General features: G+C 44.6%; 18 protein-coding genes. 10 read left to right on the forward strand and 8 right to left on the reverse strand.

The window, feature by feature from the left end:
- Nucleotides 1-65: 65 nt before the first annotated feature.
- The 6 genes from J5X94_RS05840 (at nt 66) to cysE (ending at nt 9,562) form a co-directional block, all read left to right on the forward strand.
- Entirely contained in the window at nt 66-1,562 is a 1,497-nt protein-coding gene (locus tag J5X94_RS05840) for an aldehyde dehydrogenase (protein ID WP_210540591.1), read from the forward strand.
- Nucleotides 1,563-1,651: 89 nt separating this feature from the next.
- Entirely contained in the window at nt 1,652-3,100 is a 1,449-nt protein-coding gene (locus tag J5X94_RS05845) for an alanine/glycine:cation symporter family protein (RefSeq protein WP_210540592.1), read from the forward strand.
- A 289-nt stretch (nt 3,101-3,389) separates the two neighbouring features.
- Nucleotides 3,390-7,127, forward strand: coding sequence for a DNA polymerase III subunit alpha (gene dnaE, locus J5X94_RS05850; protein ID WP_210540593.1), 3,738 nt, complete (start codon nt 3,390-3,392; stop codon nt 7,125-7,127).
- 72 nt (nt 7,128-7,199) lie between these two features.
- Nucleotides 7,200-7,580, forward strand: coding sequence for an Hpt domain-containing protein (locus tag J5X94_RS05855; RefSeq protein WP_210540594.1), 381 nt, complete (start codon nt 7,200-7,202; stop codon nt 7,578-7,580).
- A complete protein-coding gene (locus tag J5X94_RS05860) occupies nt 7,580-8,464 on the forward strand; it encodes an RNA methyltransferase (RefSeq protein WP_210540595.1) in 885 nt (294 codons plus the stop codon). Before J5X94_RS05855 ends, J5X94_RS05860 begins: the two co-directional genes overlap by 1 nt.
- 195 nt (nt 8,465-8,659) lie before the next feature.
- Entirely contained in the window at nt 8,660-9,562 is a 903-nt protein-coding gene (gene cysE, locus J5X94_RS05865) for a serine O-acetyltransferase (RefSeq protein WP_210540596.1), read from the forward strand.
- A gap of 1,223 nt (nt 9,563-10,785) precedes the next feature.
- On the opposite strand, the gene J5X94_RS05870 is transcribed toward cysE, so the two are convergent.
- From J5X94_RS05870 to pheA, 6 genes are all read right to left on the reverse strand, one after another.
- Nucleotides 10,786-11,319 (reverse strand): 2-amino-4-hydroxy-6-hydroxymethyldihydropteridine diphosphokinase, encoded by a 534-nt coding sequence (locus J5X94_RS05870; RefSeq protein WP_228293177.1) that lies wholly within the window; start codon nt 11,317-11,319, stop codon nt 10,786-10,788.
- Nucleotides 11,309-11,746, reverse strand: a complete 438-nt coding sequence (gene folB, locus J5X94_RS05875; RefSeq protein ID WP_210540597.1) for a dihydroneopterin aldolase — start codon at nt 11,744-11,746, stop codon at nt 11,309-11,311. Before folB ends, J5X94_RS05870 begins: the two co-directional genes overlap by 11 nt.
- Before the next feature lie 50 nt (nt 11,747-11,796).
- Entirely contained in the window at nt 11,797-12,759 is a 963-nt protein-coding gene (gene rarD / locus J5X94_RS05880) for an EamA family transporter RarD (protein ID WP_210540598.1), read from the reverse strand.
- A 261-nt stretch (nt 12,760-13,020) separates the two neighbouring features.
- The gene (locus J5X94_RS05885) at nt 13,021-15,300 is read right to left on the reverse strand and encodes a bifunctional prephenate dehydrogenase/3-phosphoshikimate 1-carboxyvinyltransferase (protein ID WP_210540819.1); all 2,280 of its coding nucleotides are present in this window, start codon (nt 15,298-15,300) and stop codon (nt 13,021-13,023) included.
- Nucleotides 15,301-15,469: 169 nt separating this feature from the next.
- Nucleotides 15,470-16,600 carry a histidinol-phosphate transaminase gene (hisC, locus tag J5X94_RS05890; protein WP_210540599.1) on the reverse strand — a complete coding sequence of 377 codons (1,131 nt, stop codon included), beginning with the start codon at nt 16,598-16,600 and terminating at the stop codon, nt 15,470-15,472.
- Between the two features lie 93 nt (nt 16,601-16,693).
- Nucleotides 16,694-17,869, reverse strand: a complete 1,176-nt coding sequence (pheA, locus tag J5X94_RS05895) for a prephenate dehydratase (protein ID WP_201588433.1) — start codon at nt 17,867-17,869, stop codon at nt 16,694-16,696.
- A gap of 491 nt (nt 17,870-18,360) precedes the next feature.
- Here pheA and J5X94_RS05900 point away from each other — a divergent pair, with 491 nt between their 5' ends.
- Both J5X94_RS05900 and J5X94_RS05905 read left to right on the forward strand, forming a co-directional pair.
- Nucleotides 18,361-19,302, forward strand: coding sequence for a transaldolase (locus J5X94_RS05900; RefSeq protein ID WP_210540600.1), 942 nt, complete (start codon nt 18,361-18,363; stop codon nt 19,300-19,302).
- A gap of 108 nt (nt 19,303-19,410) precedes the next feature.
- Nucleotides 19,411-19,878, forward strand: coding sequence for a hypothetical protein (locus tag J5X94_RS05905; protein ID WP_189585060.1), 468 nt, complete (start codon nt 19,411-19,413; stop codon nt 19,876-19,878).
- Between the two features lie 82 nt (nt 19,879-19,960).
- On the opposite strand, the gene J5X94_RS05910 is transcribed toward J5X94_RS05905, so the two are convergent.
- Nucleotides 19,961-20,530, reverse strand: a complete 570-nt coding sequence (locus J5X94_RS05910) for an adenine phosphoribosyltransferase (protein ID WP_210540601.1) — start codon at nt 20,528-20,530, stop codon at nt 19,961-19,963.
- A 347-nt stretch (nt 20,531-20,877) separates the two neighbouring features.
- Here J5X94_RS05910 and J5X94_RS05915 point away from each other — a divergent pair, with 347 nt between their 5' ends.
- On the forward strand, nt 20,878-21,042 hold the full coding sequence (locus J5X94_RS05915) for a rubredoxin (protein ID WP_010201990.1): 165 nt from the start codon (nt 20,878-20,880) through the stop codon (nt 21,040-21,042).
- A gap of 27 nt (nt 21,043-21,069) precedes the next feature.
- Nucleotides 21,070-22,101 (forward strand): alpha/beta fold hydrolase, encoded by a 1,032-nt coding sequence (locus tag J5X94_RS05920; RefSeq protein WP_210540602.1) that lies wholly within the window; start codon nt 21,070-21,072, stop codon nt 22,099-22,101.
- Between the two features lie 104 nt (nt 22,102-22,205).
- Here the strand turns inward: J5X94_RS05920 and J5X94_RS05925 are convergent, their stop codons facing one another.
- The gene (locus J5X94_RS05925) at nt 22,206-23,246 is read right to left on the reverse strand and encodes a WG repeat-containing protein (protein ID WP_210540603.1); all 1,041 of its coding nucleotides are present in this window, start codon (nt 23,244-23,246) and stop codon (nt 22,206-22,208) included.
- Nucleotides 23,247-23,567 lie beyond the last annotated feature (321 nt).

A 23,567-nucleotide genomic window follows, 5' to 3' on the forward strand; every position in this document is an offset into this window, starting at 1 on the left:
AAATTTGATGCCGTATTCAAATCTCGAATCGATGGCATCAAATTTAGCAGACAAGGATTAGAAAAATGAGCACTAAAGAACAAGCCACTAAAGAGCAAGTATTTGAGAAAGCAAAACAACAGCAATTATGGGCGGGTCACTTGATAGCAGCGGATGGCTTATCAGAAGCGACTTTAGACAATTACACGCCGATTGATAACAGTATTATCGGGCAGATTGCCTCAGGTACTAACGATGATGTCGATACTGCCGTGCAAGTCGCTCGCGATGCTTTTGAAAACGGTGAATGGCGTCGTCTGGCTCCTGCTGAGCGCAAGGCTATTATGCAGCGCTGGTGTGCACTCATGCATGAGCACGTCGAGGAGCTGGCAGCATTAGATTGTGTGGATGCGGGCAAACCAATTACCGAATGCTTAAACACTGACATGCCAGCGACTATTGAGACTTTTGAATGGTATGCCGAAGCAGCGGACAAGGTATTTGGCAAAATCGCGCCGACAGGTAGCACAGCTTTAGGACTTATCGTGCAAGAGCCCATTGGTGTCGTTGGTGCGGTATTACCTTGGAACTTCCCAGCCCAAATGTACGCTTGGAAAGTCGCCCCTGCTCTTATTATGGGTAACTCCGTTATTGTCAAACCCGCTGAGCTGACCTCTTTATCTGCCTACCGTTTAACTGAGCTTGCCTATGAAGCGGGCGTGCCCAGAGAAGCGCTGCAAATGGTCTGCGGTCTTGGTGAAAATGTCGGCGCGGCGCTTGGTCAACATATGGATGTTGACATGGTATCTTTCACTGGCTCGACTGAGGTCGGACGGCTATTTTTACAATACTCAGCCCAAAGCAATCTAAAAGAAATCGTCTTAGAATGCGGTGGTAAAAGCCCACAAATCGTCTTTGACGATGCCGTACTCGATGATGCTGCGATTAACGATATCTTATCGGCCGCGTTTTGGAATATGAGTGAAAACTGTAGCTGCGGCTCACGCTTATTAGTCCACAGCAGTCAAAAACGAGCGTTACTTGAGCAACTAAAAAACGGTCTGAAAGGTTGGAAAGTCGGCTCACCTTACGATGTCGACACGGCTACTGGTCCTATGATTGAAAAAGCGCATTTTGACAAGGTTTGTCATTATCTGCGAATTGCTAAAGAGGAAGGTGCAACGATCGTTGCAGGTGGCAACATTCGTGAAGATTTAGGCAGTGGCTGGTATATCGAGCCGACTATTTTTGATGATGTTACAGCCGATATGACTTTGTTTAAAGAAGAAGTCTTTGGACCCTTGCTTGCGGTGACAAGCTTTGAGACGGAAGAAGAAGCCATCAAATTAGCCAATGAAACCAACTATGGACTCGCCGCTTCTTTTTATACACAGAACATCAAGCGCGCTTATCGTGTGGCATCGTCCATCAAAGCAGGCACGGTCTCTATTAATGGTTTTTCAGAAGGTGATATCACCACGCCATTTGGCGGCTATAAGCAATCAGGGTTTGGCGGTCGTGACAATGGTTTAGAAGCCTTAGCACAATACGCACAGACCAAAACCATTTGGCTGGTCAATTAACAAACGTATTCAGTCAGCACAGTCATCGATTAAAACAACAGCTTAAATGATTTAAGCCTTTAGTCACATATTTACAGGGAAGTAAGGCCATGGAAGCGATTATTAATACCATCGTCGGCTATATATGGAGCGATGCGTTAGTTTATTTGGCACTCGGTGTCGGCATTTATTTTACCGTGATGACTCGCGGTGTCCAGTTTCGCTATCTCAAAGAGATGGTTAGGCTGTTGTTTGACAAACAAACCTCAACCCAAGGCATTAGCTCATTTCAAGCCTTTTGTATGGCGTTATCAGGTCGCATTGGTGTTGGTAATATTGCAGGGGTAGCCACCGCTATCGCAGCGGGTGGTCCTGGTGCCGTTTTTTGGATGATCGTCATGGGACTGCTGGGTGGTGCCAGTGCTTTTATTGAGTCTACCCTTGCACAGGTTTATAAGCATACGGTTGATGATCAATACCGCGGCGGCTCACCCTTTTATATCGAGCGCGGACTCAAGATGAAACCCTTTGCTATTTTAGTAGCTACGGTGACTTGTCTTTCTTATGGCGTTTTGGTGCCCGGCGTACAAGCCAATACCATCGCTGATTCTTTCGATACCGCCTTTAACATCTCACCTGCTGTGACAGGGTTAATTATCGTCGCTATGCTAGCTGTTATTATCTTTGGTGGTGTGAAACGAATCGCCAGTTTTGCTGGTAAAGTTGTGCCTTTCATGGCCATTGGTTACATCTTGATGATGGTTATCGTCTTAGCCTTCAATGCCTCAAACCTACCTGCTATGTTCGCTCTTATTTTCAAAAGTGCGTTTGGTATGGATGCTGTGTTTGGCGGTATCGTCGGTCTAGCCATATCTTGGGGTGTTCGCCGTGCGGTATTCTCTAACGTTGCTGGTGCAGGCGAAGCCACTTTCAGCTCCGCTGCTGCAGAGGTTTCTCATCCTGCCAAGCAAGGTTTAGTGCAAAGTTTCTCTATCTACATTGACACTGTGCTCGTCTGTACTGCAACCGCCCTAATGATTTTATCGACAGGCATGTACAACGTAATTCCAGAAGAGGGCTTGACTCTGGTCGAAAATATGCCAGGTATCGAAGCGGGTACGGCATTTACCCAAGCCGCTGTCTCGACGGTGTTTAGCCAATATGGAAATGGCTTTGTCGCTATCGCCATCTTCTTGTTTGCCTTTACCTGCTTGATTGCTTATTACTATATTGCTGAGACCACGCTAGTATATTTAGACAGTAAATTGCGCTACCCTGTTTTAAAACCCTTATTAAAAATAATATTCTTAATAGTTTGCTTTACCGGTAGCATGCAGTCTGTTGGCGTAATGTGGGCGCTAGGTGATATTGGTTTTGGCAGTATGTGTTACCTTAACTTCATCGCCATCGTATTACTCAGTAAAACGGCGCTAAAAGTGCTAAAAGACTACGACGAGCAAATGAAGCTGGGACTCGATCCGGTCTTTGACCCTAGAAAAGCAGGCGTTGAAAACGCAGACTTCTGGATAGCCTATAGTGATAAATATGATAAGCGTTAATTAAACTATCAGTGCTATCTTATACAAAAAACCCTTCTATATCACCATGATATAGAAGGGTTTTTTGTATAATGAAACCCATTGTCAAAAACACTCAATTCAATTTGATACCCCTGAATCAGTGGTTGTCTGTGCCAAACAATGCTATTATTAACAGCTAAATCTAAAATGAATAAATATGGCTATCGACGTCTTATTCTCTTCCAAAAGTCAACATAAAGCATTGATAATAATAAATTTATTTTCTTAGTAGCTAATTCCCCTTTGATCGTACTAGTAAGAGTCCTCTATGGCATTTGTACACCTTGGCATTCACAGCGAATATTCGATTACCGATTCTATCGTGCGCATCAAGCCGCTAGTGAAAGCCGCTGCGGCTGATAATCAGCGCGCGCTCGCATTAACTGATTTGTCCAACCTATATGCCACGGTAAAGTTCTATCGTGCCTGCCTAGGTGCTGGTATCAAGCCAATTATCGGCAGCGAAGTCATCATGGAAAATGAAGACACACGGCTCACCCTGCTCGCAATGGACAACGAGGGCTATCAAAACATCACTCGTATCGTCTCGCTCGGCTTTACCGAAGGGCGCGCCGACGATGCCAATCATGGGGTGCCGGTCGTTAAGCGTAGTCATATCTTAGAGCATGCCGCTGGCGTGATCGTGCTCCTCACCGAAAAGTCAGATGTGGGTCAGGCATTGGTCGGCTCCATGCCAGAAAAAGCCGACGAGCTGCTGACAGAGTGGCAAGCAAAGTTTGGTAATCGCTTATATTTTGCCATCAAGCGCACCAATCGCTCAGGCGAAGACACTTTTATTCAGGCGGCTATTCACTCAGGTGCTAAGCACAATATCCCTATTATTGCGCATAATGACGTGCGCTTCTTAAAGCAAGATGATTTTGATGCCCACGAAGCACGTGTCTGTATCGCAGGCTCCTACGTGCTTGCTGACCAAAATCGTCCGCAAACTTATTCCGATGCACAGTACCTAAAAACCCAAGCGCAGATGGCGCAATTGTTTGCTGATATTCCGCAGGTGATTGATAACACCTTACGCTTAGCAACTCGCTGTAATGTGACCTTGACGCTGGGTATTAATGTCCTGCCCGACTTTCCTGTGCCTGAAGATGAGACGATTGAAACGTTTTTCCGCGCGGAGTCAGTACGTGGCCTTAATAATCGATTAGATAAGCTCTTCCCTGTCGCCGAGCGTACTGAACATTGGAGCGACTTCCGCCAAAAGTATGATGAACGCTTAGAATACGAGCTGGAAGTTATCTTATCGATGGGCTTCCCCGGTTACTTCCTGATCGTAATGGACTTTATCCGTTGGGCAAAAGCCAATGGTGTACCCGTTGGACCCGGTCGTGGTTCTGGTGCAGGATCCTTGGTCGCTTATGCGTTAAATATTACCGACCTTGACCCTATCCATTACGATCTACTATTTGAGCGCTTCTTAAATCCTGAACGTGTCTCAATGCCCGATTTCGATATTGACTTTTGTATTGAAGGTCGTGACCGCGTTATTGATTATGTCGCGCAAACTTATGGGCGTGAAGCGGTTTCGCAGATTATCACTTTTGGTACTATGGCGGCAAAAGCAGTGGTACGAGATGTGGCACGCGCGCAAAGTAAATCCTACTTTCTTGCCAGTAAAATGTCTAAACTTATTCCCAAAACACCGGGGATCACACTCAGTCAAGCGCTTGAGCAAGAGCCGCAGCTGAAAGACTTAATTTCCAATCCTGATAATATGGATTATGAAGATGCCATCGAAGTATGGGAGATGGCTATCAAGCTTGAAGGTATTTGCCGGAACGTGGGTAAACATGCCGGCGGCGTATTGATTGCACCGCACAGAATCACGGATTTTAGCGCCATTTATTGTGATGATGAAGGTCACCGCGTCAGCCAATTTGATAAAGATGACGTTGAAGCCGTTGGGCTGGTAAAGTTTGACTTTTTGGGTCTACGTAACTTGACCGTGATTGATGCTGCTGTCAGAAATATCAACCTGCGCCGTGCAAAAGAAGGCAAAGATGCGTTGGTGTTAGAAGACCTGCCGTTAGATGATGCTAAAGCCTACAAGCTCTTGCAAGATGCCAAGACCACTGCTGTCTTTCAGTTAGAAAGTATGGGTATGAAAAAGTATCTGGCGAAATTACAACCGACCAACATCGAAGATGTGATCGCCATGTGTGCGCTCTATCGTCCGGGTCCGCTCGATGCAGGCATGGTAGAGATGTATATCGACCGTAAGCATGGTCGTGAGGAAGTCATTTATGACCATCCCAACCTTGAGCCAATTTTAGAAAACACCAATGGCGTTATTGTCTATCAAGAACAGGTCATGCAAATCTCACAGGTGATGGCAGGCTATAGCTTGGGCGGTGCAGATATGTTACGCCGCGCCATGGGTAAAAAGAAACCTGAAGAGATGGCCAAACAGCGCGATATTTTCATTACTGGTGCCACCGCACAAGGTATTGATGAAGTCACATCAGGCGGCGTGTTTGACTTGATGGAAAAGTTCGCCGGTTATGGTTTCAACCGCTCGCATTCTGCGGCATATGGCGTGCTTGCTTATCAGACCGCGTATCTAAAACAGTACTATCCTGCCGAATTTATGGCGGCGGTATTGACCTCAGATATGAACAACACCGATAACGTCGTGTTCTTTATCAATGACTGCCGTGAAAACTTTGAGTTAACCGTCGTTAATCCATCGGTGAATCGCAGTGAATGGCATTTCGTCGCTGATACCCCGACCAATATCATTTATGGTTTGGGGGCTATTAAAGGCGTTGGCGAAGGTGCGGTTGAATCTATCGTTGATGCACGAAGACGTGAAGGCCCATTCAAAGACTTGTATGACTTTTGCCGCCGCGTCGACATCAAAAAGGTCAACAAGCGCACCCTTGAAGGACTGATAAACGCTGGCTGTTTTGATGATTTCGCGGCAACTTTGCGACCTGACTTGCCAGCCGATGAAGCTTACGAGATTCGCGGTGCGTTAATGAGTCAGTTGCCAAGCGCCGTGCAAGCCGCCGAGCAAGACCGTCAAAATCGTGAAATCGGTATGATGGATTTGTTTGGTGAAATGGATGGTGTCGTCGCGGCGCCGCCGTTGGTGATGACCCCAGAGCTGATCTGGGGTGACAAGCACCGCCTAAAAGCGGAAAAGAACACGTTAGGATTGTACTTAACTGGACACCCAATCAATGAATACTTAGAGGAAATTAAACGCTATACCTCAGGTGCACGTCTCGACAAGCTAACGGATACCGGCTATAACGGCAGCTGCTATTTTGCAGGCTTAATTATCGATATCGCCAACTTTGGCAATCGTAATGTAATTATCTTAGATGATGGAACCTCAAGACTGGAAGTCAGCTGCTATGCAGAGCGCTTTAATCGTGTCAAAGAACAGTTGAAAATCGATGAAGTCGTCATCATTAAAGGTAGCATCCGTGAGCGTGATGGACGCCTGTTTGCGCGCCTTGATAATGCGATGAGTATGGTAGATGCCCGTTTAAGATGGATGAAGAAGATCAGTATTAAGATTCATGGTAGCGATATTAATTTGCTGACACGTCTGCAACCGTTACTTAAGTCTGCACAAGCCAGTATTATTCCAGCACCAAAAATGTCTTATGACAACGAGCAAGACGAGCAAAGTGGCAGCTTCAATGGCAATAGTGGTTACGATGCTGCAATGGGCGGAAGTCTGTTTGATGAAAATGGCAATGATTTATTGGCGCTAGAAAATGACATGAACCAAGATGTGCTTCAGAACGGTATCCATCAAAACCATGCTGGTCAAAGTTATGCCAATAATGCTTTGAGCAATACCGACGCCTCCATTAATGATAATTGTCTGCCACTGGGACTGAGCATTTATGAGGAATTTGGCATCGCTAATGTGGGGCTATCCGAACATTGGCGCGTCTACCCTAACGATGATAATTTGCAGCAGTTAAAGAACATGCTAAGCGAAGACAACTTACATTTCCATTACAGCTAAGACGTACCTTACTTTTCGAAACTTCATTATAGTAATCTTATTGCTTTAACTTTTAAAAATTGGACAGTAACCATGGACAAAACCACAAATAATAATATGATTGGACAAATTGACGAAGAGATTATCAATCACGAACAGTTCGAAGACATGCGTGACTTGTTAGAAGAAGATTTTGCCGACTTGATACAGGTTTATATCACTGATAGTAAACAGCGCATCACAAACTTGCGAACGGCTCAACAACAAAACGATGATGTCGCTGGCTTTGAGATAGCTCACGCTCTAAAAGGAGCTAGTGCTAACTTAGGTACCACTCAACTGATAAATTTGAGCTGTCAATTACAAGAGCGCTGCCGTGAACGCCGTGTCGGTGAGCAAGCTGTGCTTATTGAAGAGATTGCCATTGCATTACACCGTGCTGAACAAGAAATTAATCAGAGATTGGGACAATAATGAGTAACGACTCTGCACGAGCAGTAGCATCCGCCCATACAGTAAATGACTACCTTGATTGCCTACAAGTGGTTATGGTCAATACGACTTTGCCTGCCAATATTGGCTCGGCAGCACGGGCAATGCATACTATGGGTCTGTCGCGTTTAACCGTTGTAGATCCCAAGCTGCCAATCGATGAAACCAGCGTTTCTCATTCAGCAGGCGGCAGTGAGGTACTGTCATCAGCTTTGATAGCGCCCACACTAGAGTCTGCTATTGGAGACTGTCAGTTGGTATTCGCTGCCAGCAGTCGCAGCCGTCACTTGCCGCGCCCTGTGGTGACACCCACGCAAGCCGCCAAAATCATGTTCGATTTTCTTGATAAACAATCTGCTTTTACTACAAGCAACCATACCGACGATAACCAAAGCGCTCATAGCAACGGTAAATCAAACATCGCTATCTTGTTTGGACGTGAAGATCGTGGTCTAACCAACGAAGAGTTGGCTTGTGCTGATTATCATATCCAAATCGATGCCAATCCTGCTTATCCTGTTTTAAATGTCGCCTCAGCCGTCCAAGTGATTGCCAGCTTTATTTTTGCTTATGCCCAAACGCACATTCAGACAGCAGATGATTTAGATAATAATTTGAGTGCTACTGCTCAGCCAACGCTTGATGTGCATTTACGTCAGCAATGGGATGAGCCTGCTATTACTCAGCAGCAGTTGCAACAGCTTACTCAGCGTACCACTGACCTGATGGTGCACCGTGATCTAGCAAATAGCGAGCATTTAAAATCGTTACCCTCACGACTGTCTAGACTTGGCTCGCGTTTACAGCTTGATCAAAAAGAGTATCAACTATTGAGCGCGTTGATTGCCAAGCTCTCAAAAGACTAAAACAAGTCATTGTTATTGTTTATCAGCTCGCCTTCATTTGACAGCTTTTTACTATATTTTGCAGTATAAAGCTGTTATAACTTACAGAAGCTTAGCGAAAACATGTATTCCTTATTATCCGAACTTTACGACCACCGATTAGAGGCATCGCTGTTTTAGCAACGACACTCTACCGACGAATAGATAGGACGCTCTATGTCATTGCCAGCCAAACTGTTCAAATCTCTTGCCAGCATCAAAAAAGACCTAACAGAAGATATTGATGCGGTATTTACCCGTGATCCTGCAGCGCGTAATAGCGTAGAAGTATTACTGACTTACCCTGGCATCCATGCACTTATTTTGCATCGCGGTGCGCATTATCTGTGGCAACATGACCAAAAGCTGGCAGCTCGCGTTATTTCTTACGGCTCGCGTATTATTACCGGTATTGAAATCCATCCGGCTGCCAAAATCGGTAAGCGCTTTTTTATTGATCATGGCGTTGGTGTGGTCATTGGTGAAACGGCAGAAATCGGCAATGATGTCACGCTTTATCATGGCGTTACCCTCGGCGGCGTCTCACAAAATAACGGCAAGCGTCACCCGACCCTAGAAGATGGCGTAACGGTCGGTGCTGGGGCAAAAGTATTGGGGCCATTTACTGTTGGCAAAAATGCTAAAATTGGCTCCAATGCCGTGGTCGTCAAACCCGTACCAGCAAACGCCACGATGGTCGGTAGTGCGGCTCGTATGATTTCAGACTATCATGATGAAAAAGGCAATCCTATTGCGACCAAAGTGCAAGATGCCAAACAACAAGAAAAAGCGGCTCAAATAAATCAAGACAATATTGAAAGCAATACAACCAGTGCCGCACGTGCCACAGCCTTTCAAGCTTATGGTATCGACCCTTCTTCACAAGACCCTGTCGCTGAAGCCTTTGCTAAAATGCTCGAACATATTCAGCAATCAGAAAACCGCCTAGACCAATTACAATCAGCAATGTGCCAGATCGATCCTGATTTTTGCAAAAAACAATACGATAAACTGTGCTTAGAAGATTTAGATGTGATTGATCGTGCTGATGTAGATGATATTAATGATGAGAAAAAATAGCTGAGACAGTAGCTGAAAACATAAAAGGTACGGGCGTGTGTTCATGCGCGTCATACATCAAGAAAGGCGCTAAAGTTGTATTAACTGATATGATGTAGGCTGGGCATTTATATTGCCCAGCTTTTATTTTGAGATATTTTGGCGTAATGGATAAAATTCATGCTAAAAAGCAGAAGGTAGTGGCTATATAATTAGCATTCCTTCGTCTATCCTCCTAAATTGTACGAAATTAATTGACCACAGAATTTGATCATAGGAAAAACATGTCGTTCTTTTATTCTAAGGATATCAATTTTATTTCCCTATCGATTTTTCTGAAATAACGTTAGTTATATAATTTTCTATAGGGTATACCCAAATTGCCATTACCTTTTAAAAGAGCTACTCTCCAATATGTTTGGGGCAGTTCATAATCTCTTTGTGGCAAAACTAATGTAATTATCCATAAGTTGCTGATTCGCTTGCCTATCAAGTATTCATTGTCGAAAATTCAAATTAAATAGAACATTTCATTACATTATTCGCGCTAGTATTTAACTAAGTTACAACCAATACAGTTAGCTTGAGATGCGTTAAGCGACGTTTAATACACGTAAAATAATGGATTAGATATGACCGAAAGGGTAACCAACAAAGCAATTTTCAGTAGTAGAATTTTTTCAATTAATTATGTCACCTACCCTACTAACCACAGCGTTATGAAGCACTGTGACCCCGTGCAAAAAGGCCGTTATTACAAATTAAACTTTATCTTAATTCAGCCTAAAGCTGGTGGTGTGTTCAGGTGTTCAAACTGCATTATAAATCTGTTTGACAGAGTTTATTTGTTTCGTCCCGATAAGTATGAGCACAGTGTTTCACGAATTCAGTCTGGTAAACGCGTGCTATTGAGTTTTGCTTTGAATATTTAGCCAAAGCTTATTAAAGCTAGGCAAACTGTCGAATTATTTTCCTTAAGTGAAAGCACCTGATTGGTTTGCCATAGGTATACCCCAAGGGAACCAGTCAAACAGACCTCCAAACCTATTAACAGACCACCTAAAATAGACTGCCATAATGGAACCACCTATATTAGGGCATGTTTGATGATGCATAAGTAGGCATTGAACAACCAAAAAACCAAAGCGACTACTACAGTGGAAAAAAGAAGCGACATATCTCAAAAGCGCCAGTCATTTTACATTGGCAAGCAGGTCTCATACGTGAATAGCATCTCAGCCGCTTCAAACACTAGTCACTGCAAGCTCTTCAATCCCTGCCGCCTCATGTGCTTTAAATGGATAGCGATCTGCCATTACAATCCAATTAGACGTTGATTTAGATATCGATTTATTGCTTAGGCTATTTTCTTCTTCAGCCAACTTGACTAGCAAAATATCAATATCCATTGTCACTCGCCGTACTTGGTTCGAATCAGTCTGTCGACATCTATTACAATCTCCTTCAAGGTTTTTAAAGGTTTGCTGTAGTTGCTGCAGACTCATCGGTGTTGCTAGTATGAGATGTACACATTGATTGGTGTAATCAGGTTTTGGTTGTTCTAAGGTTGCGGTGAAATCAGGGTTTTGAAAAGCAGTAGATAGCCGTATCTGACCTAGCGTTGCCAAACAATTTAGAGCAAGTGGCAGGTATTTTTCGGCTTGATAGTTACTACCCAGCGCTACTATTATCTCCACCACGGGCTGCGCCTGCAAAGTCTCAGGTGCACATTGTGTTAGCATTGCTAAATTCAAATGCATCGATGTGTTATACATCATCGGCTTGGCTATTATTAGCTTCTTTGGCAGCTTCTTTAATAGCTAGCTCGTTGGTTGATGCTGACGCATAGCGCGTGATTTGAACGCCAACTGCATCTGCTTGCCTCATGGCAGTAGGCTTGGCAACGCTTAACGTTATTTTATGACAAGCGTATTTTGCAAGCAGCTTATCAGAAATTTGCCCAGCCAAATGCTCAAGCAGTTTTGCTTGAATCTCTTTGCACCACGCGCTGACATCATCGCAGACCGCTTTATAATTTAGTGCATCATTGACATCATCTGATACAGCAGCACGGCGAATATCGGTTTCAAGCGCAATATCAATCAGCAGCGGCTGCGTGATCGCCCGCTCCCACGCGTAAACACCGATGACGGCTTCGACTTTTAAACCTTTTACAAATACCACATCAGATTCAGTATGAAACATGCTTCCATCCTTGTTTGCTACATTTTTAATTCAGAGATTCAATTCAAACTTTATTTAACTTGCTTCAAAGCCTCTTCACGCAGACGCGCGGCTTTTAACACTTTACTTGGACGATGACGCCATAAGTCAATGCTGAATAACAGCAAACCTAGCCAAATCAAGCCAAAGACTGCCAAGCGTTTTAAATCAAATGGCTCGTTATAATAAAACACTGCCAAGAAGAAAATAAAGGTCGGCGTTAAATAGTTCATAAAGCTTAGAATACTATAAGCGACGAGCTTGGTAGATTTATTAAACAACAATAACGGTATCAAAGTAATCGGCCCTGCGATCATAAGTAGCCAAATGTTTGAACTAAACCAAAAGCTCAGCTGATGACTGACCACATCGGACTGCCAAAACCACCAAAGACATAAAGGTACTAGCATCGCTGTTTCGACAAACATCGCATCGACAGCTGTCAACGGGGTTTGCCGTTGAATAGTGCCATAAGTACTAAAGCTAAATGCCAAAATCAATGATATCCACGGCAGACTGCCAATCATCACCACTTGGATCACGACAGACAAGAGTGCAAATCCAATAGCCACCCACTGCAAAGGTCGTAAGCGCTCTTTAAATAGAATCATCGATAGCGCAACACCTACCAATGGCCCGATAAAGTATCCCAAACTGGCCTCAAGAATACGGTCATGATTGACCGCCCATACATAGGTCAGCCAGTTGGTTGCGATAATCAAACCAGATATCAATGACAGCGCTATCCATCTTGGGTTTTGTTTGAGTGTTTCAATCCATTGCCAGCGCTTAGTGACTACTAGCACAATCAATAGACATAGGAATGTCCATATGATGCGATGACCAATGATCTCAGTCGCATCATAATCGGATAATTGTTTGAAGTATAACGGAAATCCGCCCCAGATAAAAAACGCAATAAGCGCAGTGATAATGCCGCGTCTGGTTGTGGTTATCGGGGCAACGGGTTTTTTGATGACATTTTGGGTAGTCATAATATAGGACAACTTTTTAGAGCAAAGCGCGCCCTCACCTAATTCTGAGTATTATTATCGATTTAGTGGCGAGAACGCAGGGTTACTACAGTGAGATTATAAATTAAAAAGCAATGTACTCATGCCAATAGTGACATGAGTACATTGCTAACGATGTTAGATGAAGTTTTTAGGCTAATGTGGCTATTTGATCAGCTGGCCACCATCTGTTTATATTTTACAGTGCAAATCATAGAAGAATATTAATCAGCACTCAATGATTTATTCAGCGCCAGCATCCACTTGGATAGACATACCAATTTGATTGGCAAGTTCAGCAAATCCTGGGAAGCTGGTATTGACCGTCTCAACCCCTTCGATGGTGATTTGCTTGGAGGCACGCAGACTGGCAACAGAAAAACTCATGGCAATACGATGGTCATGGTGAGACGTAATGTGACCGCCACCGAATACAGGCTGGCTATTATTGACATCACCATTCTCACTTCCAATACCTTGACCTTCGATGATTAGTCCATCATCCGTAACGGTACAGTCGATGCCGAGCGTATGTAGCCCTTCTGCCATCACTGCAATACGATCAGATTCTTTAACGCGCAACTCTTTAGCACCAGTTAATACCGTACGACCTTGCGCACAGCTGGCAGCAATGAACAATACAGGGAATTCATCAATCGCTAGCGGTACGAGATGCTCTGGTATCTCAATACCGACCAAGTTTGAACCACGAATCGTAATGTCAGCGACTGGCTCGCCGCCCACATGCGTCTCATTACTCAAGCTAATATCTGCTTGCATGAGCTTTAAGATATCAATAATACCCGTACGTGTCGGGTTGATACCCACTTGCGTCAAGGTCAGCTCACTACCTTGACTGATAGCAGCGGCTACCATAAAGAAGGCCGCAGAGGATATGTCAGCAGGCACAGCGATATCACCACCAGTTAGCTGACCACCACCTGTGACACTGATACGATTGCCATCAACGGTCACCGGATAACCAAAGGCGGATAGCATACGCTCGGTATGGTCACGGCTGACTTCAGGCTGAGTGACCGTTGTCGTACCCTCTGCCCATAGACCTGCTAACAGCAAGCAAGACTTCACCTGTGCAGACGCGACTGGCATATCATATTCAACGCCTTGGAGTGGCTTACCGACCGTATCACGACCAGTGATACTGAGCGGTGCCGTGCCACTATGACCTGTACTTTGAATCACAGCACCCATATCGCGTAGCGGCGCTGCCACACGCTCCATCGGGCGTTTATTTAAGCTCGTATCACCCGTCAACACACTATCAAATGATTGTGCCGCCAAGATCCCCGACAGCAGGCGCATGCTGGTGCCTGAATTGCCCATATATAAAGGTGTTTTGCTTGGCTTTAAGCCATTCATACCAACACCATGAATGGTTAATCTTCCTTTATCAGGGCCTTCAATGCTCACACCCATATCACGAAATGCCTGCAACGTGGCAAGCGCATCCTCCCCTTCCAAAAATCCTGTAACATTCGTCACGCCTGTGGCAAGACTGCCAAGCATGATGCTGCGATGCGAGATGGATTTGTCACCAGGGATGGCAATGGTGCCAGAGACAGTATTGCTAGGCGTAATAATATAAGAAGCTGACATGGCAGAAGTATCCGTATAAGGGGTGCTGGCTAACATATGGCCAAAATGTCGCCGTGCGGCTTGCGCGCGGCCCAAAAGTCCCATCAGGGCGGTTGAATCTTTATCAATGATAAGCTGGCGCATAGTCTGTAAGTAGACACCATACTCATCAAGGGCGCTCACAATGGCGCTTTGATTGGCAAAAAATATATCGTGCCACATTTTAGGGTCGCTGGCGGCGATACGCGTAAAATCACGAAAGCCACCTGCTGCATAACGAAACATATCTAAATTATCATCATGGCTTGCCAACTGCTCAACCAAATTAAAGGCAAGCAAGTGCGGCAAATGACTGGTGTGCGCCAATATGCGATCATGGTGATTAGCGTCCATCGATATAACATTTGCGCCCACCGCTTCCCATAGTAGCCGCAGCTTGGTGATGGCTACATTGCTTGTGGTAGGTAGCTCACAGATAATCACGCTATGATTGACAAATAAATTGGCGCGGCGAGCATGATACCCTGAATTTTCAGCCCCAGCAATCGGATGCGCGGGTACTAGTCCTATCGGCAGCGAGCCGAACACCGCTTTAGCAGCATCAATGATATTGACCTTAGTACTACAGACATCCGTCATGATGCAATCAGTGGCAAGCTGTCCGTCATCCATTGCCTGTTTAATGTCAAGAAATACTGCTTCGACGGCCTGTACTGGAACTGCAATGATAATTAAATCACTGCCACCAACGACGTCTTGTAAGTTAGCACTACCAGCATCTAACAAACCATGCTCAATGGCTTCAGTAATACTGGGTACATGCCTATCGGCCGCTACCAAACGCTCACTTAAGCCACTGTCTTTAATGGCTTGCGCAAAACTGGCGCCAATAAGACCAAGCCCAATCACACAAACTTGTCTAAACATAGGTAGCTGAATATTTGGAGACGGTTGAATTTTATTTTTTTTCTGACTACTCACGGCTTTTCTCGTTGAACACACTAGGATAAGTTTGGGTAAAGCCAATCTTAGCGTTATAAAATTTAATGGCTAATGAAGATCATTAACTTGACTAAAAAAACATCTATTGATGCGCTTAATCATCGGTCAAGATAGAACGCAAGGTATCAATCAAGCGCATGTTATCTTCTGCGACGCCTACCGTGATGCGCAACCAAGTGGGTAAGCCGTAACCTACCAGTGGCCGTACGATGACCCCTTGCTCGAGCAACGCTTGATTGATCAATAGCGCATCTTCATCATCCATCTCTACCATTATAAAGTTGGCATGTGACTTAATAAAACCCAACCCTAATGCGTCGAACTGCTTCTCTAACCAGCGCATTTGCTCATCATTCATCAGACGAGTTTTTTCGATAAAATCTTGATCAGCAAGTGCCGCCGCTGCTGCCGCCAACCCAATACGACTGACGTTGAATGGCTGACGAATACGGTTTAATAAATCCGCCACTGCTACCGAGCTTAACGCATAGCCAACCCGCAGACCTGCTAGTCCATAAGCCTTAGAGAAAGTACGGACGATGATCACATTGTCAAACTCATCTATGAGCGCCCTATTATTACTTTCAGGGCTGTACTCGATATAGGCTTCATCCAATACCACCAATACCGAGCTTGGCACACTGGCAACAAACTGGCGCAGCTCTTTATGCTCAAGCTGTGTCCCAGTTGGGTTGTTAGGATTGGCAATAAAGACAATCTTAGTGTTAGGGTTGTCTTGAACCGCTTGACTCATGGCCTTTAAATCATGACCGAATCGATGGGCGGGCACTTCGATATCTGTAGCACCTTGCATTTTTGCCAGCATCGAATAGACCACAAAGGCATACTGACTATAAACGATAGCATCATTGGCACCCACAAAACTACGCGCCAAGATATCGAGCAAATCGTCAGAGCCATTGCCCAACGTAATCTGATCGATATTGACATCATTGAAGTCAGCCAGTGCTTGCTTTAGATAATAACCATTGCCATCAGGATAACGTGCCAGCTGACCGAGCTGCTCTGTCACTGCCAACGTCACTCGTGGTGAGCAGCCCATTGGATTCTCGTTGCTAGCAAGCTTCACCACATCTGAGATGCCGTACTCGCGAGTCAACTCTTCAATCGGCTTGCCCGTTTGATAAGGAGCCAGCTCTAAGATACTGTCGTACGCTGGCACGAGTGGTAATAAGCTTGATTCGGTCAATGGCGTTGTCTGCATGTTGTATCCTTAGATGTAATGAACCATCTATTATTAATAATAACAAGAGCTTATGACAGCTATCTGCTATAAATGGTCTAGCTTTTAAAACGCTTACAGTACCGCTTTGGGATATGAGCCCAGTACACGTAAATCTTTTACCAATGGGCGAATATCATTAATGGCTGCGCTAACATTTGGATCATTAACATGACCATCCATATCAATAAAGAACACGTATGCCCACTTATTAGGACGTTCAGGACGCGTCTCGATACTGGTCATCGACACGCCATGATAAGACAATGGTTTTAAGATTTCGATAAGCGCACCCGCTTTGTCATGTGCTGAGACGACGATAGAGGTCTTATCTTGTCCTGATGGCGCGATCGCTTCGTGACCGATGATAAGAAATCGTGTGGTGTTGCTTGGATTGTCTTCAATATTTGAGTAAAGTTTATGCAAATCATACTCTGCGGCAGCGACATCCCCTGCAATCGCAGCCGAATGCCATTCATTCTTGAGTCGACGTGCAGCTTCACCATTGCTAGATACGGCAACGCGCTCCACATTGGGATAATTAACATCGAGCCAATGACGGCACTGGGCAAGCGATTGCTGATGCGAATAAATACGACTGAGACCGTCAAGCTTGGTATGCTCTGCAACCAAGAAATTCTGATGAATCGGTAACTCAACTTCCCCAATTATTTTTAAGGTAGAAGACAAGAAACCGTCTAACGTGTGATTGACCACGCCTTCTGAAGAGTTTTCAACCGGTACGACGCCGTACATCGCTGTACCCGCTTCGACTTCACGGAACACATCAGTGATGGTGGTCATTGGCACGGTATCAGCGGCTTTACCAAAATGCTTGAGGGCAGCGGCGTGAGTAAAAGTACCCACTGGACCCAAAAAGGCAATACGTTGCGGTGCTTCTAGATCTAAGCATACCGACATAATTTCACGAAACAATCGCGCCATTTTTTCGTCAGCGATTGGACCAGTATTACGCGCCATGACCGCTTTTAGGACTTGCGCTTCACGTTCTGGGCGATAAAAAATAGGATTGGTTTTTTCAGCAGTAGGACTTTTTGCGATGTGTTCTTTTTTGACCGTCGCCACTTGCTGAGCCAGTTTGGCACGGTTATTAATCAATGTCTGGATTTCGCAGTCTACGCTATCAATACTATGACGCAGCTGATCTAAAAACTCTTTTTCGTTTGAGTGGTCGCTTACGCTAGTTTGATTTAGATTGTCCATTTTTTGCTCTGGTGACTGCTCACTCATTACCGCCCATCCTTTTTCTAATATTATTGCTGAGTTTTATAACTGTTTGGTGTGACTTTTAGGTTTATCTATACTTGGTTTTATCTATACTTAAGCTTATTTGAGATTAGCTCTGACCATATTACTAGTCACTGTTCAATAAAACAGTTTATCAAAAATATCATGTCCTACTCGCCTACACGATTCTTGGATTCATCAGCCAATACAGCAGACAAGGACACGACCGGCTCTACTATAGCAAAAACTACGCTCAGTGCCCATTCGTAAATGCGTGTAAACTGGCTAACGGCTATAAATATTAGCACAGTTATCTGATATGGCAGCGATAGGCGGCACAACTATGAGAGAACACCGCCTCAAAACTATGTTACAGTTCAAAACTAATGGTCAAAAGCACCTTTCATAAGCATGTTTAAAAATATAAACACGTTTAACAACAGACCCAGTCTTTAGAACATAACCATGTCAATTGATTCACACAAGGATACCTGATGAGCGCATTACAACAGCTTCGCACCATGACCACCATTGTCGCTGATACTGGCGACCTTAGCGCTATTGCCCGCCTAAAACCTGTCGATGCGACCACCAACCCCAGTCTCATTACCAAGGCGCTCATTCACTCTGACAATCAAGCCATGCTCTCAGAAACCATGAGTCGACATCGCGATGACATCGATGCGGTAATTGATGCGTTAACCATAAAAATTGGCTGCGATATTTTATCGTTGATTGAGGGTCGCGTCTCAACTGAAGTCGATGCGCGTTTGTCTTATGACACCCAAGCGACTATCGATAAAGCGCTCAACTTCATGGAAGCTTATCAACAAGCAGGTATCGACTCAGAGCGGGTATTGATTAAGATGGCCGCGACGTGGCAAGGTATCGAAGCCGCACGTTATCTGGAAACCCAAGGTATTCACTGTAATCTAACGCTACTTTTCGGACAACATCAAGCGATTGCCTGTGCCGATGCTGGCGTGACCCTGATATCACCTTTTGTTGGACGCATTTTGGATTGGCAAAAACGCCAGCAAAACCGTCAGAACGTACCAGTCTCTGATGACATGGGCGTGCAGTCGGTCAAGCTTATTTATCAATATTTCAAACAGCATGGCTACAATACGCAAGTAATGGGCGCAAGCTTCCGCTCTACTGAGCAGATATTGGCATTAGCAGGCTGTGATCTGTTGACCATTGCCCCCAACCTCATTGATGAGTTGGCAGCGATGGATATAGAAGTCCCTCGTCAGCTGTCACCAAGTATGTCGATGGCGTTAGATGATATGACCCGAGTGAGTTTGACGCATGAAGAATTTAGTCAAGCTTATCAAAAAGATACCGTCACTCAAGATTTATTACCTAAGGGTATTGATGGCTTTATCGATGCGCGTGATGAGCTTGCTCAGGCATTGGCAGCGATGCGCAATTAATCGTTGCGATAATGGATGGTCAAACACTGTCCAATAAAAGAAATTTGCCTGCTAATAGTAAGTTCGTTATTATAACCCACTTCAAATAACAAGAAGCAAGGCTTGATTATGAGACGGCTATCAGTGGTATTAGCAGGTAGTGCGCTAGCGATTAGTGCACATGCAGTCAGCTGGGTAGAGATATCTGAGACTGATTCTGGTTCGATTTTCACCTTAGATTCAGACTCTATTGAAAGCTCTGACATCAATATCATAGACGAGCATAACGTCGAAAACATTTCGGTATCCATTCGCAGAACCTATCCACCGCAGTTACAACAGACGGATAAAAAAGGCAAAAAGGACAAAAAAGAAAGCTATATTCATCATAGCGATCAGCAGTTATTGATATCTTGCAAAGATGCCAGTTACTATAAAAGAGCCTATGTCAATTATGGCACTGACAACAAGGTCATCAAATCTTGGCAATCCGACAAGCCCATATTGACCACCAAGGATTTTAAGGTTACGATGCCAAAAACAATCGGTCGCAAAGTAGTAGAGCAAACTTGTGAGCGTTATCAACAAGACCAATAAAACACCAAATAAAATACATTGATACCAAAAAAGCGCGCTGAACTATTCAGCGCGCTTTTTTATTATGCTAAAAACCATTTCTCTAAGCTTTTAATACCGTATAAACAGGAACGGGGAATTCACCATGCAACTCAACCAAATCCAGCAGTACCAAAGCACCGACGACCGTATGATCCGCTGACTGGCACAGCTCATAAGCAGTGGTTAGTGTACCGCCCGTCGCCAAAATATCATCGACCAACAATACCCGCTCAGGTGGCAAGTTATTTTGCATCTCAAGCGTGTCTTTACCATATTCTAGCGCATAGGCTTTGTTGGCAACAGGCGGTGGCAACTTACCCGGCTTACGCAGCAAAATCATGCCTTTACCCAAGCGACCTGCCAGCAAGCTTGCAAACACAAAGCCACGCGCCTCTACAGCACCCAAGCAGTCCACTTCATCCATGAGCCCTTCTGGCAAGGTTGCAAGCATTGCATCAATGACCGCATTAATATGACTGCGCAGTAACGGGGTGATATCATAAAAATCAATGCCGACTTTTGGAAAGTCTGGTACTGTGCGGATAACCTGCCAAAACGGGTGGTCAGTATTGAGTATATTAGACAGATCAATTTCGGTATTAGCAGATGTAGCGGCAGCATTAACGCTCATAATAACCCTTATCTCATATGGCTTAGATGGCTTAGATGGCTTAGATGGTAATAAGTGACGGTGATAAATGACAGACATCACCGTGAAATTAGTGGCGATTACTATAACATAATTTGGTGTAATATAGCGGCGAGACGAACAATCATACAATCGCCTGAATCAATAAAATGCCAATCATGGACTTGATAAAAGCTGAGTCATCTCAACATACAAGTGTAAACTTAACTATCAAAACAACGGTTATATGCTAAACTACGGGCGTTTTTACCGTCCAAATATGAGCGGTAATGCTCAGTAGACGCTCTAAAAACACCCTGTAACACTGGTAATGATCGATAGGACTATTTATGAAACGTTATGAATGTATCGTCTGTGGCTGGATATATGATGAAGCGCTTGGCTGTCCTGAAGAAGGGATTGCGCCTGGCACCAAGTGGGAAGACATCCCAGAAGACTGGATTTGCCCAGAGTGCGGTGTTGGCAAGCTTGATTTTGAGATGCTTGAGATTTAGTAGACAACTCTCTAATTAGGACACTTCATGACAAAATCCAATAATATCAATAATGCGGCATTGCTTAAAACCTCTGGAGATACTGGGGTATACCCTACTCCTGACTGGCAACGATTTGGGCAACACCAATGGCGCGAATCAGACCTTAGCGAACACCTCCATCAAGCGATGATAAATATCGGTGATGGCATTGAATTGTGCGTTGAGGCAGGCGGTAATCCCAATCATCCCCCACTGCTGATGATTATGGGACTTGGCTCGCAGATGATATTTTGGCCAAATAATTTTATCAAGCGCCTTATTGATGCAGGATTTTTTGTGATTCGTTTTGACAATCGCGATATTGGCTTGTCTTCCAAAGTACAGATTGACGGCCTACCGCGTATCAGTCAGTTAAAAATGATGATGCGTTTGCAAACAGGATTGTCTAATAAGAGTACACAGGTTGCTTATAATTTGACCGATATGGCAGAAGATACCGCACGTTTGATTAAGGCGTTGCAGCTGGGTAAGACACATCTGCTGGGTGCTTCTATGGGCGGTATGATTGCTCAAATCGTGGCGGCACGCTATCCAAGTTTAGTACAACGTATGGCCTTGATGTTTACCACCACCAATCGGGCTTTTTTAAAGCCACCCAAGCCTAAGCAGTTATACACGCTTATCAATCGCCCTGAGAGTCATTCTGAGCGCGATATTGTGCGCCATAGCGTCTGGTTTATGAAAACAGTCGGTACGCCAGGACACGTCAACGTCCGTATGGTGCGTGAAATTGCCAAGTTACGTTATCAGCGCAATTTCCATCCGCTTGGCACCGTACAACAGCTCAATGCGATCTTGGCCTCTGGCTCTATTAGCCGGTTTAGCAAGCAAGTCAAAGCACCAACTATCGTCCTACATGGCAGTGCAGATGGGCTATTGCCGCCTTCACAAGGACGCGTGGTCGCTAAGACCATTCCCAATGCTAAGTTTCATTTAATCGAAGGCATGGCGCACGATATCCCAGAGTACTATCAGCCTTATATGATTGATTTGATTCGCAATCACCTATCGGCTTAATACGCATTTAACACCGTCAATCATTGGCGATAAAAAAGCGTGCAATGCTATGTATTACTCATAAGCATGGCACGCTTTTTTGTATCTTAGTTTGAGTGAGCGCATCAATCACAACCAACACTGACCCCTTCTTTATCAATGCACATCTTATTGCCATTTTTTAGGTTACCAATCCACGCTTTACCATTTGCAAATGTAAAGGCAGGCTTGCCTTGGTAACTGTCACCACTCGACACACCCATCTTATCAAAGCGAAAAGGAATCACCAGCTCACCGCCCAAATTGATAAAGCCCCAGTTGTCATCAATGCGCACGCCAGCTAGTCCTTCTGAAAAAGGACGAGCATCATCAAATGAATAAGTAATCATCGTCACATTGTTTTCATCGACAAAACCCCATCGACCGTCTTGCTGACGTGGCTGTAACGTCGTAAAACGATTGGGCGCTGCTTGCCTAGATTGTGCTGACGCTGTAGCAGACCTACTATTGGCGGTTTGCTTTGCAGACGACGGCTCATTATTATTACTGTCACTACCATTTGGATTGCTAGTCGCTTTGCCGTTTTTATCCAGCCAACTGGTCGCTTGATTTTTACGTACTTGCGTCACACCGCCACGATAATCATCAATATCACTGATTGACGCAGAAAACGACACGATGGTCTTATTTGCTGTATCGATGACCCCATAGTTGCCGTCTCTTTTGACCACGATACGTCCATCAGATACCGGACGCGCCCAACCCTGACTTTCCTTTAGCATGTCGTAGGTCGCCGGTATCACCTCACGACCCTGCATGTTGAGATAACCGACGTGACTATTGCGCAGCACGGGTAGTAAGCCACCAGCTATCTTATCTGCATCGACTTTTTGATAGCGTGATAAATCAACGACTTTTTTGCCTTTACTATTTAGCAGCGCCACTGGCGCACCGAAGTCCTTGGTTGCCAAAAAATAACCGCTACTCGCGGTACAAGAGACATTCTTATAATAGCTTTTGGGTATTTTACAGCTGGCAGCTTGTGCAGTCGGCATCATAAATAGCGCACTGACGAATAAGCCCATAGGAATGCCATATCGTGCCATTTTTAGTTGCGATCCAAATATCAAAGAAAGCGACTTTTTTGATTGAGTACGTCGATGCATAAATAAACCTAGGCTAAAAGTAGTAGAAACTATGTTGAACACTTTAAGAGAGTAATAAAACACAGATTAGCAAATCGCGACCTTCACGCCAATGCTATTCCTGTAAGGATGCGACTCGATGATATAAGCACTATTATATATAGTCAAAATATCCTAAAAACGCGACGGTATTGCTGATATTAATTTTTTGTAGCCTCTGCCTGCGCAGGCACAGCAAGCAAGAAAAATGGATATCAGCAGTGCGTGATGTACCGATATTACTTTTCACTCACTATAGCTGACGTTAGCTGACTATCAGCGCCCATTTTCCCACACGCTTAC

It is taken from the genome of Psychrobacter sp. K31L (genome assembly GCF_017942195.1).
Taxonomy (GTDB): Bacteria; Pseudomonadota; Gammaproteobacteria; order Pseudomonadales; family Moraxellaceae; genus Psychrobacter; species Psychrobacter glaciei.